This window comes from Hyphomicrobium sp. (assembly GCF_035687085.1).
In the GTDB taxonomy this organism is placed as follows: domain Bacteria; phylum Pseudomonadota; class Alphaproteobacteria; order Rhizobiales; family Hyphomicrobiaceae; genus Hyphomicrobium_B.
Map to the genome: position 1 here is coordinate 13,555 of NZ_DASRYS010000005.1, position 13,058 is coordinate 26,612.

11 protein-coding genes are annotated in these 13,058 nt (G+C 60.4%); 9 read left to right on the plus strand and 2 right to left on the minus strand.

Annotated elements, in window-relative coordinates:
* Window positions 1–44 precede the first annotated feature (44 nt).
* From VFG26_RS03485 to ureG, 6 genes are read left to right on the plus strand one after another with little or no spacing between them, the layout of a single operon-like run.
* Window positions 45–788, plus strand: coding sequence for an urease accessory protein UreD (locus VFG26_RS03485; protein ID WP_325022270.1), 744 nt, complete (start codon window positions 45–47; stop codon window positions 786–788).
* Between the two features lie 13 nt (window positions 789–801).
* Window positions 802–1,428 (plus strand): urease subunit gamma, encoded by a 627-nt coding sequence (locus VFG26_RS03490; RefSeq protein WP_325022272.1) that lies wholly within the window; start codon window positions 802–804, stop codon window positions 1,426–1,428.
* Window positions 1,428–3,137, plus strand: coding sequence for an urease subunit alpha (gene ureC / locus VFG26_RS03495; protein ID WP_325022275.1), 1,710 nt, complete (start codon window positions 1,428–1,430; stop codon window positions 3,135–3,137). Before VFG26_RS03490 ends, ureC begins: the two co-directional genes overlap by 1 nt.
* Before the next feature lie 10 nt (window positions 3,138–3,147).
* On the plus strand, window positions 3,148–3,633 hold the full coding sequence (ureE, locus tag VFG26_RS03500; RefSeq protein ID WP_325022277.1) for an urease accessory protein UreE: 486 nt from the start codon (window positions 3,148–3,150) through the stop codon (window positions 3,631–3,633).
* Complete coding sequence (locus VFG26_RS03505; RefSeq protein WP_325022279.1) at window positions 3,560–4,396, plus strand: urease accessory protein UreF; 837 nt, start codon at window positions 3,560–3,562, stop codon at window positions 4,394–4,396. The genes ureE and VFG26_RS03505 overlap by 74 nt, the downstream gene beginning before the upstream one ends.
* On the plus strand, window positions 4,393–5,010 hold the full coding sequence (gene ureG, locus VFG26_RS03510) for an urease accessory protein UreG (protein WP_325022281.1): 618 nt from the start codon (window positions 4,393–4,395) through the stop codon (window positions 5,008–5,010). Before VFG26_RS03505 ends, ureG begins: the two co-directional genes overlap by 4 nt.
* Before the next feature lie 14 nt (window positions 5,011–5,024).
* On the opposite strand, the gene VFG26_RS03515 is transcribed toward ureG, so the two are convergent.
* Both VFG26_RS03515 and VFG26_RS03520 read right to left on the minus strand, forming a co-directional pair.
* The gene (locus VFG26_RS03515; RefSeq protein WP_414653260.1) at window positions 5,025–5,942 is read right to left on the minus strand and encodes a response regulator; all 918 of its coding nucleotides are present in this window, start codon (window positions 5,940–5,942) and stop codon (window positions 5,025–5,027) included.
* Window positions 5,935–9,318: an ATP-binding protein gene (locus VFG26_RS03520; RefSeq protein ID WP_325022285.1), complete on the minus strand. Its 3,384-nt coding sequence runs from the start codon at window positions 9,316–9,318 to the stop codon at window positions 5,935–5,937. Before VFG26_RS03520 ends, VFG26_RS03515 begins: the two co-directional genes overlap by 8 nt.
* Window positions 9,319–9,609: 291 nt before the next feature.
* On the opposite strand from VFG26_RS03520, the gene urtA reads away from it, so the two are divergent.
* The 3 genes from urtA to urtC all read left to right on the plus strand — a co-directional run bounded on the left by urtA (window position 9,610) and on the right by urtC (window position 13,055).
* The gene (gene urtA, locus VFG26_RS03525; protein ID WP_325022287.1) at window positions 9,610–10,872 is read left to right on the plus strand and encodes an urea ABC transporter substrate-binding protein; all 1,263 of its coding nucleotides are present in this window, start codon (window positions 9,610–9,612) and stop codon (window positions 10,870–10,872) included.
* Window positions 10,873–10,967: 95 nt separating this feature from the next.
* Window positions 10,968–11,894 carry an urea ABC transporter permease subunit UrtB gene (gene urtB, locus VFG26_RS03530; protein ID WP_325022289.1) on the plus strand — a complete coding sequence of 309 codons (927 nt, stop codon included), beginning with the start codon at window positions 10,968–10,970 and terminating at the stop codon, window positions 11,892–11,894.
* Window positions 11,895–11,909: 15 nt separating this feature from the next.
* Window positions 11,910–13,055: an urea ABC transporter permease subunit UrtC gene (urtC, locus tag VFG26_RS03535; RefSeq protein WP_325022291.1), complete on the plus strand. Its 1,146-nt coding sequence runs from the start codon at window positions 11,910–11,912 to the stop codon at window positions 13,053–13,055.
* The last annotated feature ends 3 nt before the right edge of the window (window positions 13,056–13,058 follow it).

Genomic DNA, 13,058 nt, shown 5'->3' on the forward strand with positions numbered 1-13,058 from the left:
GGGCCAAAGGCGTCGTTCACGGCCGCTTCGAGCGTGCTGGGAACGTGACTCGTCTCGTCGATCGTTTTGAAACTGGCGGACTGCGCCTGCGCATTCCGAATGCGGGGGGCGAGTGCGACGCCGTTCTGCTCAATACGGCAGGCGGGATGACAGGCGGCGATGAGAATCGTTTTGCTTTTTCGGTTGGCGCCGAGGCCCGTATTCGCATTACCACGCAATCTGCGGAGAAGATTTACAAGGCGGATCATGCACCGGCCGTAGTCGCCACCGACTTGACGCTCGAAGATGGCGCGTCTCTGACGTGGATGCCGCAAGAAACGATTCTGTTCGACGGCAGCGGCCTGTCGCGCACGCTCAACGCCGAGATGCCGGCCAGTGCATCTTTGCTCATTCTAGAGATGACGGTGCTCGGCCGCGTGGCGCGCGGCGAGCGCTTAACGTCCGGTGCCTTTCGCGACCGCCGGCGCATCCGGCGAGATGGCCGGCTGGTTTTCGCCGATGACGTGCGGCTCGCGGGCGATATCTCGTCAGTTATGACGAAGCCGGTGACCGGCGCGGGTGCCCGCGCGATCGCGACACTTCTTTATGTGTCGCCCGAGGCGGAGGGCCGACTCGAATCCCTTCGCGCGGCACTGTCAGAAGCAAAAGCCGATTGCGGCGCGAGTGCGTGGAATGGGTTGCTCGTCGCGCGGTTCGCTGCGCGCGATCCGCTGGATGTGCGCCGCGCCGTGGTAGCCGCATTGCAAAGGTTGTCTCAAACCGAGATGCCAAAGATCTGGTCGATCTAGACTGAGGGATGACATGAATCTTACGCCGCGCGAGAAAGACAAACTTCTCATCGCCATGGCCGCCAACGTCGCTCGGCGGCGCCTGGAACGTGGCGTCAAGCTCAATTATCCCGAAGCCGTCGCGCTCATCACCGATGCGGTTGTCGAAGGCGCGCGCGATGGAAGGTCCGTCGCTGAGTTGATGCAACTTGGTGCGCAAGTGCTAACGCCCGATCAGGTGATGGATGGCATCGCCGAGATGATCCATGACGTGCAGGTCGAGGCGACGTTTCCGGATGGCACGAAGCTGGTCACCGTTCACGAGCCGATCCGCGGCGTGAAGCGCACGCCGGCCGTCGTCGCTGGCGAAATCGTCACGCCAGAGGGCGAGATCGAACTCAACGCCGGGCAAACGCCGATTGAAATCAAGGTCGCCAACACGGGCGACCGGCCGATCCAGGTCGGCAGCCACTATCATTTCTTCGAGACCAATCCGGCGCTGGAGTTCGATCGCGAAAAGGCGCGCGGGATGCGTCTCGATATTGCAGCCGGAACGGCAGTGCGGTTCGAGCCGGGGCAAACGCGCGAGGTGCGATTGGTGCCGTTCTCAGGCAAGCGCGAAGTTTACGGGTTCCGGCAAGCTGTGATGGGAAAACTCTGATGCCCGCAAAAATTTCTCGCGCCGCTTATGCCGATATGTTCGGTCCAACGACCGGCGACAAAGTCCGACTGGCCGATACGTCGCTCCTCGTTGAGGTGGAGAAGGACTTCACCATCTACGGCGAAGAGGTGAAATTCGGTGGTGGCAAAGTCATCCGTGATGGGATGGGGCAATCGCAGATTACGCGACGGGACGGTGCGGTCGATACCGTCATCACCAACGCGCTCATCATCGATCATTGGGGCATCGTCAAAGCCGACATTGGGATCAAGGACGGGCTGATCGCCGCGATCGGCAAAGCCGGAAATCCTGACGTGCAGCCCGGCGTGACGATCATCGTCGGGCCGGGAACGGAAGTCATCGCGGGCGAGGGCAAGATCGTCACCGCAGGCGCCTTCGACACGCATATCCATTTCATCTGCCCGCAGCAGATCGATGAGGCGCTCGCTGCCGGTATCACCTCGATGCTCGGCGGCGGAACGGGTCCGGCGACCGGCACCAACGCCACAACGTGCACGCCGGGACCCTGGCACATCGCGCGCATGATCGAGGCGGCGGACGCCTTTCCGATGAACCTCGGCTTTGCGGGCAAGGGCAATGCCTCGCTGCCTGCGGCGCTTGTCGAGCAGGTCGAAGCTGGCGCCTGCGCGATGAAGCTTCATGAGGACTGGGGCACGACACCTGCCGCGATCGACTGCTGCCTTTCGGTTGCCGACGATCACGACGTGCAGGTGATGATCCACTCCGATACCTTGAATGAAAGCGGATTCGTCGAAGATACGATCGCGGCATTCAAAGGCCGGACGATCCACGCCTTCCATACCGAAGGTGCGGGTGGCGGGCATGCGCCGGACATCATGAAGGTCGCAGGGCTTTCGAACGTTCTGCCATCGTCGACGAATCCGACGCGGCCGTTCACGATCAACACGCTCGATGAGCATCTCGACATGTTGATGGTTTGCCATCACCTCGATTCATCGATCCCGGAAGATCTTGCTTTCGCTGAGAGCCGCATCCGCAAAGAAACCATCGCTGCGGAAGATATCCTGCACGATATCGGCGCGCTTGCGATGATGTCATCGGATAGCCAAGCAATGGGGCGCATCGGCGAGGTCATCCTGCGGACGTGGCAGACGGCCGATAAGATGAAGCAGCAGCGCGGCTCGTTGCCCAGCGACGGTGCCAACGACAATATGCGCGCGAAGCGCTACATCGCGAAGTACACGATCAATCCGGCGATTGCGCACGGCGTATCCCGGTACATCGGTTCGGTCGAGGCCGGGAAGCTCGCCGATCTCGTGCTGTGGTCGCCGGCATTCTTCGGTGTGAAGCCAGATCTCGTGCTGAAATCGGGCACAATTGCTTTAGCTGCGATGGGTGATCCCAACGCCTCAATCCCGACGCCGCAACCAGTGCATTATCGCCCGATGTTCGGATCTTTCGGAAAATCGCTGACGCGGAGCGCGTTGACTTTCGTATCCAAGACGTCGCTGGCCAAGGGCTTGGCTGACCGGCTCAAGGTCGAGAAGCAGCTGGTGGCGGTTGAGAACGTTCGCGGTGGGATTTCGAAGAAGAGCATGATACATAACGGCGCGACGCCCCATATCGAGATCGATGCCGAGACGTACCGTGTGACGGCCGACGGCGAATTGCTCGTTTGCGAGCCGGCGAAAGAGCTGCCGATGGCGCAGCGCTATTTCCTATTCTGAAGGCCTAGAGATGCTTCGCGCAGTTGAATGTCAGCCGCAGGGCGCACGTCATGGACTTATTGATGACGAGGTGACGCTCGATTTCGATAACCGGCACAGGCGGCGTCTGGCGATGACCGGTAAGAATGGACTTCAGTTCCTGCTCGATCTGCCGCGCGCCCTGAGGCTTCGCCACGGGGATACGCTGCTTTTGGAGGACGGCCGCCGCATTCGCATCGTTGCGGCCAAGGAGTCGCTTGCTCAAATCAACGCGCCATCTCCGGCGGATCTCATTCGCATCGCGTGGCACTTGGGAAACCGGCATTTGCCGGTCATGCTTTTCCCCGACCGCATTCTGATCCGGCGCGATCATGTGATTGAGGACATGGTGCGTTTGCTCGGTGCATCGGTCGAGACCATCGAGGCGCCCTTCGATCCGGAAGATGGCGCGTACGCGGGTTCCGGTGGACATCATCACCACCATCATCACGATGACGGCGATCACGATCATGGATGACGAGCCGGACTTACGGGCTGAGCGCGTCGATCGGTTGCGCGTTGATCTTTCATGCGCGGTACCTCACGACGACGACCTACTGTTGTCTGAGGATGCAGGACCGAAGCTCCTTGTTTGGCTCTCGCCGTCATTTCCGGTCGGCAGCTTCGCGTTCAGCCATGGTCTTGAATGGGCCGTTGAGGCGGGCAGCATCAAGGATGCGAACTCGGCGATAGACTGGATCGGCGGTCTTCTCGATCATGGCGCGCTGCGCAACGATGCGATCTTCGCCGCGTGCGCCTGGCGCGCGGCAGCACATGAGAATAGCGATGCCGTGAAGCAGGTCGCGGAACTGGCGCTTGCCATGGCGGGATCGCGCGAGCGCTATCTGGAGACGACAGCTCAGGGCAACGCCTTCGCGACAATGATCCGCGAAGCTTGGGCGTGCTCAAAGTTCGCTTGGTTGGGCGCGCAGCTTTCCGGAGATGTCGCGTATTCCGTCGCGGTCGGCGCTGCGGCGGCGGCCCATAACATTCCGCTGGACGTCACGCTTCGCGCCTACGCCATTGCGTCGATTCAGAACCTCGTTTCCGCAGCCATTCGGCTGAGCGTCATTGGCCATACCGATGGACAGCGCATCATCGCGGCGCTGTTGCCGAACGCAATCGCGCTTGGGCGCGAGACTGAACATGCATCGCTTGACGATGTTGGCGGCGCGGCTTTTCAATCGGACATATCCGCCCTGAAACACGAGACGCAATACACGAGGCTATTTCGCTCATGACACGTTCTCTCAACGGCCCGCTTCGCGTCGGCATCGGAGGCCCGGTCGGCGCCGGCAAGACGGCTCTGATGGAGGCGCTGTGCAAGCGTTTTCGCGACAGCTTGGATATCATCGCCATCACCAACGACATCTACACCAAGGAAGATGCGTTGATTCTGACGCGCGCCGGAGCGTTGCCGCCGGAGCGCATCATGGGGGTCGAGACGGGCGGGTGTCCGCACACGGCTATTCGCGAGGACTGTTCGCTCAACCTCTCAGCGATCGCCGAAATGCGGGCGAGGTTTCCGCAAGCCGATCTCGTGCTCATTGAGTCCGGCGGAGATAATCTCGCGGCGACGTTCTCGCCGGAGCTTGCAGACATCACGATCTACGTCATCGATGTCGCGCAGGGTGAGAAAATACCGCGCAAAGGCGGTCCGGGCATCACGCGCTCGGATCTCCTTGTGATCAACAAGATTGATCTTGCGCCTTACGTCGGCGCGAACCTCGACGTCATGGAGCAAGACACGAAACGCATGCGCGGTGCGCGGCCCTTCGTCTTCACCAATATTATGGAAGGCAAAGGCGTGCCGGAAGTGGCGCAGTTCATTCAGGCGGCGGGCGGGCTCAGCTGATCACGCCGGTCCGGTCAGTGCAAATGCCGGACGGCGATGGTGGCTGCTGCGGCCCGGTTTTCAACGCCAAGCTTCACGTAGATCTGCTCAAGATGCTTGTTCACGGTACGCGGGCTCATGCCCAAGATCTGCGCGATGTCGCGGTTGGACTTGGCGCGCGCGATCCAAAGCAGAACCTCGGCTTCGCGAGTCGTCAACCCGAGCTTCGCTTTCAATAAGCTTGCTTCTCCGGAGGCGCTTTCCTCCGCAACGCGCAAGAGCAACTCGTCAGCGCCCATGCGGCCGACGAACGATATGTTGAGCGATCTCTGCTCAGGACCGATCGGTAGTGCGACTGGATATTGTTCAAGCTGGCCTTCGCTGCGTGCAGCGAGCCATTTTGCGATGTCTGGGGGCAGCGTGAAGCTGCGATCGTCGAAGTCCTCGAACGCGGCGGCAAGGAGCCGGCTCGCTTGCGGCGTGGACCAGCGGAGGCGGCCGGCGGGATCGGTTGCGAAAAGGAACCTGCCTGTCGTGTCGAGTGCCGCCCGGGCGCTCCGCGATAATCGTGCGTTTGCAGTGTGAACGCGAATGCGCGCAAGAAGTTCTTCAATCACGATCGGCTTCGTCACATAGTCGACGCCTCCGGCTTCCAAGCCTTCGACAATGCGGTCGGTCTCGCGCAATCCGGTCATGAAAATGATCGGCACATCGGCGAGTTCCGGCAGGCGCTTCAAGCGCCGGCACGTCTCGAACCCGTCCATATTCGGCATTACCGCATCGAGCAGGATGATGTCTGGAACGATGCTCGCGACGGACTTGAAAGCGCCCGCGCCATCGGTCGCGACCAACACCATCGCGCCGATTTGTTCGAGCGCGGCGTTTAGCATTGCGAGCGTTTCTGGGCTGTCGTCGACGACGAGCACGACGGTTTTTGGATCGGCCTCAGTCATCGACATGCTCGCGCTCAGTTATTCTTTCGAGGAGCGCCATATACCCCCGCAGGTCAAAGGCTCTGATGCGCTCACGCGCAGCTATTACGAATGGATCGGAACCCAGCCCGGCGGCCTCCAACTCGTCGAGTTTTGCCTCGATGGCGGCGATAAAGCCGATCTCGCCGAGACGCGTGAGTTCTTCGATGTGCCGCGCGCTCGGCGGCTTCCCTGGGTGAATGGGCTGGAGTTGTTTTGTTGTTCGATCCGGCGCATCGCTTGATGTGATAACCTCGATCCGCAACATCGAGCGGATCTGCGTGAGCAGCGTTTGCATATCGACTGGTTTGGACAGCGCGCCATCGTGATCGGGTGCGCGGTCGGTTTTTTCCGGTTTCTCGCCGAGGTTGGCCGACATCATCAAGACCGGCGCTGTGTGACCCATCTCTCGCAGTCGTCTGGCGACTTCCCAGCCGGACATCCCGGCCATCGATATGTCGAGGATGAATAGATCTGGCGTGCATTCGTCGGCGATAGCGAGAGCAGAGGCGCCATCCGGCGCAGTGATGACGGAGAAGCCCACGGGCTCCAGCGCTTCACGCATGAGTTCCCTATGGTCTCCATCGTCGTCGACGACGAGGATGAGCTTGCGGTCGCCCACATAGCCGACGATGCGCTCTTGAGGCGGGGCGGCTGGCTTCACGTCGGTAACACGCGCCAGCATCAACTTTATCCGAAAAGAGCTGCCGCGGCCCGGTGTGCTTTTGACCGAGATCTCGCCGCCCATGATTTCGACCAGCAACTTCGTGATGGTGAGGCCGAGGCCCATGCCGGGCCGAAGCACTGCGCTCGCGATATTGCCACGTTCGAAGGGCTCGAAAACACGCTGCAGGTCGCCGGGATCGATGCCGATGCCGGTGTCTTCGATTTCGAATTCGGCGACTTGGCTGCGATAGGACACGCGCAGTGTCACCCGGCCTTTGTCCGTGAACTTCACAGCGTTGGACAGAATGTTGATCAGCACCTGGCGAAGGCGCTTCTCGTCTGTTCTCACCATCGGCGGGAGGGAAGATGCGCCTTCGAAGACGAATTCTATGCCTTTGGAGTGGGACTGCAGGCGGAACATATCCGAGAGCTGCTCGAGGAATTCGCGGATCCGCACTTCGTTGGAGGCCAGTTCCAGTCGTCCGGCTTCGACCTTGGAGATATCGAGCAAGCCATCGATGAGACCCGACAAATGTTCGGCGCTGCGGCGGATGACTCGAATGCCCTTGCGGGCCTTGGGAGCGAGAAGGTCGTCAACATCGAGAAGCTGGGCATAGCCGAGCACGGCGTTGAGCGGTGTGCGCAGCTCATGGTTGATAGCGACCACGTACCGGCTCTTGGCGAGATTGGCGGCTTCCGCGACTTCCTTGGCCTTGTGGAGCGCGATGTCGGTGCGCTTATGCGCTTCGATTTCACGCGTGAGCAGGGTGGTCTGGCGTGCGGATTCGTCTTGCGCGATCTTGCGGCTTTCCTGAGCCAGGACGAACAGCCAGCTCGCAACGCCGGCGATGATCGCGAGGATGAGGAACGTCGCCCACAAGGTTCCGGCGATGGCGCCCGCGTCGTGGGGCACGGCGGTCGTCGCGAGATAGTGGACGAGCAGCAGGACGACCCCGAGAATCCCGCAGAAGAGCGTGAAGACGCCGAAGAAGTGGCCGGTGCGCGTGTTGAGTTCCGCGACCAAGCGTTCGGGGAGGATGGCACGGAGCAGCATGACGAGCTGGACCTGATAGCGAGCGTGCGGCTTGCAGCCGTCGCGGCAGCGGGCATCAATCGAGCAGCACAGTGAGCAGATGGGGCCCGAGTATACGGGGCAGTGCGCCATGTCCTCGGGCTCGAACTCGTTTTCGCAAACGGTGCAGCGAATGGAAGATTTATGACCCCATTCGGCTCTGGGTTTGCGCGCGAGATAGTATTTACCGTTGGTCGCGTAGGCGATTGCAGGGGCCGTTATGAGCGCGACGAGCAATGCAACGAGCGGCGCGAGCGACTGGGCATAAACGCCGAAGGTTCCTGTGTAGGAAAGGATCGCGGCGATGGTTGCGACCAGCATCGCGCCGACGCCGACGGGATTGACGTCATAGAGATGCGCGCGTTTGAACTCGATCCGTTTGGGGCTGAGGCCCAGCGGCTTGTTGATGCAAAGATCAGCGACGATGGCGCCCAGCCAGGCCACGGCGACAACGGAATAAAGCCCCAGCGTGTGTTCAAGGGTTTTGTAGATTCCGGCCTGCATGAGCAGGAGGGAGATGGCAACGTTGAAGAACACCCAGACGATGCGGCCGGGGTGGGCGTGTGTCAGCCGGGAAAAGAAGTTCGACCAAGCGATGGAGCCGGCATAAGCGTTGATGACGTTGATCTTCACCTGACACAGCACGACGAACGTGCCGGCAAGTACGAGCGCCACTTGCGGCGATTCCGTTACATAGCCGAAGGCCACCAAGTACATCTGCATCGGTTCGCCAGCTTGCGAGGCCGGGATGCCATGGCTCAGACAGAGCACTGCAAGGAAGGACCCGATCAATATCTTGATGGCGCCCGGCACAATCCAGCCTGGCCCGGAAACGAGGACGGCGGTCCACCAGCGTAAGCGGCCGACTTTCTCGCGCGGAGGCATGAAGCGCAAGATATCGACCTGCTCACCGATTTGAGCAACGAGCGCGAAGACGACCGATCCGGCGGCGCCAATGCCGAGGAGGTTCAAGCTGGCGCCTGGGACGAAGTTGCCGTCGAATGCGATCCAGGCGTCAAAATCCTCGCGGCTTTGGAGGGCGATTATAATCAGCGGGGTCAGCTGAAGCAGAATCCAGAGCGGCTGGGTCCAAAGGTGAAACCTGCTGATCCAGGTGATGCCGTGGGTGACAATCGGGATCACGACGATAGCGCTGACAATATATCCAGCCCAAAGCGGAAGGCCGAAGCAGACCTTCAGGGCCAGCGCCATGATCACGGCTTCGATTGCGAAGAAAATGAACGTGAACGAAGCGTAGATCAGCGACGTTATCGTTGAGCCGATGTAGCCGAAGCCCGCACCTCTCGTGAGCAGATCAATGTCGAGGCCGTCGCGGGCGGCGTGATAGGCGATCGGAAGAGCCGTGAGGAAAATCAGTACAGAGACCACCAGCACGGCAACCGCGGCGTTGGCAAAGCCGTAGCTGATCGTTATGGCGCCGCCGATTGCTTCTAGGGCGAGGAAGGAAACGGCTCCAAAGGCGGTATTTGCAACGCGTGCAGCTGTCCACCGCCGGGCCCGCTTCGCGGTGAAGCGGAGCGCATAATCCTCCAGCGTTTCGTTGGCCACCCACTGGTTATAGCTACGGCGAACAGGGACGATCCGGAGCCGGTCAGTCATTCAAAGGACTGCTTACCTCCTTCAGCCTGGGGTGCAAATTGCCGCAGTGCGATATGATTGTTACCGCACAGACTAGCGTCGCGCCGGCGAGAGACAAACCCTTTTTCGACCTAGATTTTTCAGGCATGCGCAACTCTCGGCTCCCCTCCCGCGCGCGTATGTACGCGCGCACGTTATGCGGGGGCTCGCAATGCAGCATATACGTTAACTGACGTATATGCTGCGCCGCGAAAGACGGCTCCAATGTTCAGACAGTGTCCGGGGATGGGCAGTTTGAACGGGAGGAATTTGATGGCGGCGAACGACGACGAAATCCAATCGCGGCTACGGCGTAACCTTCTTCTAGGCATGGCGGCTTTGCCGTTTGCAGGGCTCGTGCCCCGCAGCGTCTTCGCGGACGCGCCGCCGCCAACGTCGGCTGTCAATACAACCAATCTTGCGGTGACAGACAGCGAAGTGACGGTCGGCATTCTGCATTCGGTCACCGGCACAATGGCGATTTCCGAGACCGGTTCGGTGCAGGCCGAGAAGCTCGCAATCGAGCAGATCAACGCCTCAGGCGGTGTACTCGGCCGCAAGATCAAGTTCATCCAGGAAGATGGTGCATCCGACTGGCCGACGTTCGCCGAGAAGGCAAAGAAGCTGCTGGTGCAGGACAAGGTGGCGGCCATCATGGGCTGCTGGACTTCGGCCTCGCGCAAGGCGGTGCTGCCGGTCATCGAGCAGTACAACGGCATGCTCTACTATCCGACCTTCTACGAAGGCCTCGAGCAGTCGAAGAACGTCATCTACACGGGTCAGGAAGCCACGCAGCAGATTCTCGCTGGTCTCGACTGGGTGCAGAAAGAGAAGGGCGCCAAGACCTTCTACCTCATCGGTTCCGACTACATCTGGCCGCGTACGTCGATGAAGATCGCGCGTAAGCACATCGAAGGCCACCTGAAGGATTCGTCGGTCGTCGGCGAGGAATTCCTGCCGCTCGGTCACACGCAGTTCAACTCGGTCATCAACAAGATCAAGCTGCGCAAGCCCGACGTGATCTACGCCGCGGTCGTCGGCGGCTCGAATGTTGCATTCTACAAGCAGCTCAAAGCTGCCGGCGTCGACCTTTCGAAGCAGACGCTCCTGACCATCTCGGTCACCGAGGACGAGATCGACGGCATCGGCGGCGAGAACATTGCGGGCGCCTATTCCTGCATGAAGTACTTCCAGTCGCTCGACAACGCGAACAACAAGGAGTTCGTGGCCGAGTTCAAGAAGATGTGGGGCGACAAGACAGTCATCGGCGACGTGACGCAGGCCGCCTATCTTGGTCCTTGGCTCTGGAAGTTCGCCGTCGAGAAGGCCGGCAGCTTCGATATCGACAAGATCGCTGCGGCGTCGCCCGATATCGAGTTCACCAAGGCACCGGAAGGCTACGTCAAGGTCCACGCCAACCATCACCTCTGGTCGAAGACGCGTGTCGGCCAGGCGCAGACGGACGGTCAGTTCAAGGTGGTCTATGAGACCGCCGATCTCATTGAGCCGAACCCGTTCCCGAAGGGCTATCAATAAGGTCATGACCTTAGGCCGGAGAGGGGAAATCCCTCTCCGGCCGATTTCCGGATTCGTTCTGGCTGGGGGGCGCGTGCGGCGCCGGGAGGTCTTCGATGTTTTCTGAATATTCTCTTTCGGAGCTGGGCTCCATCTTTGTGATGCAAGGCTTTGCAGGCCTCATCCTGTTTTCCGTGTTCGTACTCATGGCGCTCGGCCTGGCCATCATTTTTGGCCAGATGGGCGTGATCAACATGGCGCACGGCGAGTTCATGATTTTGGGTGCGTACGTCACCTACTTCACGTCTCAGCTCTTCATGCACTATGTGCCGGCCCTCTTCGGCATCTACTTCTTCATCGCGATGGCGCTCGCCTTCTTGGCAGCCGGGGCCCTCGGCATGTTTGTCGAATGGGCGATGATCCGGCATCTGTACAAAAGGCCACTCGACACGCTGCTCGCGACATGGGGCCTCAGCCTCATCCTTCAGCAGATCTACCGCTCGGTATTCGGCCCGCGCGAAGTGGGCGTTGAGCTTCCGCAATGGATGATGGGATCCATTCCGGTGACGGACACGATCGAAGTTCAGATCAATGGCCTGTTCGTGATGGGTCTGACGACCGTCATCACCGTCATCGTCGCCTTTCTTATGTACAAGTCCCGCTGGGGCAAGCAGGTGCGCGCCGTCGTGCAGAATCGCGTCATGGCGGGCGCCGTCGGCATCAATACCGAGAAAGTCGATCGCTATACGTTCGCTCTCGGCTGCGGCATCGCCGGTGTCGCTGGATCGGCCTTCACGATGATCGGTTCGACCGGTCCGACATCGGGGCAGCTCTACATCGTCGATACGTTCCTTGTCGTCGTGTTCGGTGGCGCAGCGAGCCTGCTCGGTACGATCGCCTCCGCCTTCACCATCTCACAGGCTCAGTCGACCTTGGAGTTCTTCCTCTCTGGTTCGATGGCCAAGGTTCTCACGCTGCTTGGCGTGGTGGGCATCCTGATGCTGCGTCCTCAGGGCCTGTTCACCCTCAAAGTCCGTCGCTGAGCGCAGGAGGCTGACATGAAAAGCACCACTTTCCTTTCCCGTTCAGAACTGATCGGAGTCGCGATCATCGCGACTCTGATGCTGGTGGTCTTTCCGCTGGTGCTGGACGGCTTCCGCTTAAACATGGTCGGCAAATATCTGACCTACGCATTTGTCGCGCTGGGCCTCGTGATGTGCTGGGGCTATGGCGGCATTCTCAGCCTCGGCCAAGGCATCTTCTTCGGCCTTGGCGGCTACTGCATGGCGATGTTCCTGAAGCTTGAAGCCTCAAGCGTCGAGAACACGAAGATCCAGTCCACGCCGGGCATTCCCGACTTCATGGACTGGAACCAGATCACCTCGCTGCCGTGGTTCTGGGAGCCATTCAAGTCGCTGCCGCTGGCGCTCGTCCTGGTCGTTCTGGTGCCGGTCGCGCTGGCCTTCATCCTGGGATTTGCGATGTTCACGCGCCGCGTCGGCGGCACCTATTTCGCCATCATCACCCAGGCGATCGCCGCCATTCTGACAATCCTGATTATCGGTCAGCAAGGTTACACCGGCGGCATCAATGGCATCACCGATCTGCGCACGTTGCTCGGCTGGGATATCCGCACGGACCATGCGAAGTTCATTCTCTACTTCGTCTGCTGCGGCTGCCTCATCGCCTGCATCCTTATTGCCTATTTCGTGAAGCACTCGAAGCTCGGCCGAATCCTCGTCGCCATGCGCGACAAGGAAGATCGTGTCCGCTTCTCGGGCTACAACGTGGCGAGCTTCAAGATCTTCGTGTTCTGCCTCGCGGCTGCCTTCTCAGGCATCGGTGGCGCGCTGTTCACGCTGCAGGTCGGCTTCATGTCGCCGAGCTTCGTCGGCATCGTCCCGTCCATCGAGATGGTCATCTACACAGCTGTCGGCGGACGCTTGTCGATCCTCGGCGCGGTTTATGGCTCGCTTCTCGTCAACTGGGCGAAGACGGCCTTTTCAGAAAGCTTTCCGGAGCTGTGGCTCCTCGGCCTCGGCGGCCTCTTCATCGCCGTCGTGATGGCCTTTCCGAATGGTCTGGCCGGCATCTACGGTGACTATGTCGAGCCTTACCTGAAGAAGCTCATGAAGACGAAGAAGGCGAAGCCATCCGGCATCCTTTCCGGCGGCAGCATCCCGCAGAGCACCCCTGCCGAGTAAGGA

What these genes read in the sequence shown, in the direction of transcription:
- VFG26_RS03520 (WP_325022285.1), bottom strand. Translation starts at nt 9,318, where the DNA reads ATGACTGACCGGCTCCGGATCGTCCCTGTTCGCCGTAGCTATAACCAG.
- ureE (WP_325022277.1), top strand. Translation starts at nt 3,148, where the DNA reads ATGCTTCGCGCAGTTGAATGTCAGCCGCAGGGCGCACGTCATGGACTT.
- VFG26_RS03490 (WP_325022272.1), top strand. Translation starts at nt 802, where the DNA reads ATGAATCTTACGCCGCGCGAGAAAGACAAACTTCTCATCGCCATGGCC.
- urtA (WP_325022287.1), top strand. Translation starts at nt 9,610, where the DNA reads ATGGCGGCGAACGACGACGAAATCCAATCGCGGCTACGGCGTAACCTT.
- VFG26_RS03505 (WP_325022279.1), top strand. Translation starts at nt 3,560, where the DNA reads ATGGCGCGTACGCGGGTTCCGGTGGACATCATCACCACCATCATCACG.
- urtB (WP_325022289.1), top strand. Translation starts at nt 10,968, where the DNA reads ATGTTTTCTGAATATTCTCTTTCGGAGCTGGGCTCCATCTTTGTGATG.
- VFG26_RS03515 (WP_414653260.1), bottom strand. Translation starts at nt 5,942, where the DNA reads ATGACTGAGGCCGATCCAAAAACCGTCGTGCTCGTCGTCGACGACAGC.
- ureC (WP_325022275.1), top strand. Translation starts at nt 1,428, where the DNA reads ATGCCCGCAAAAATTTCTCGCGCCGCTTATGCCGATATGTTCGGTCCA.
- urtC (WP_325022291.1), top strand. Translation starts at nt 11,910, where the DNA reads ATGAAAAGCACCACTTTCCTTTCCCGTTCAGAACTGATCGGAGTCGCG.
- ureG (WP_325022281.1), top strand. Translation starts at nt 4,393, where the DNA reads ATGACACGTTCTCTCAACGGCCCGCTTCGCGTCGGCATCGGAGGCCCG.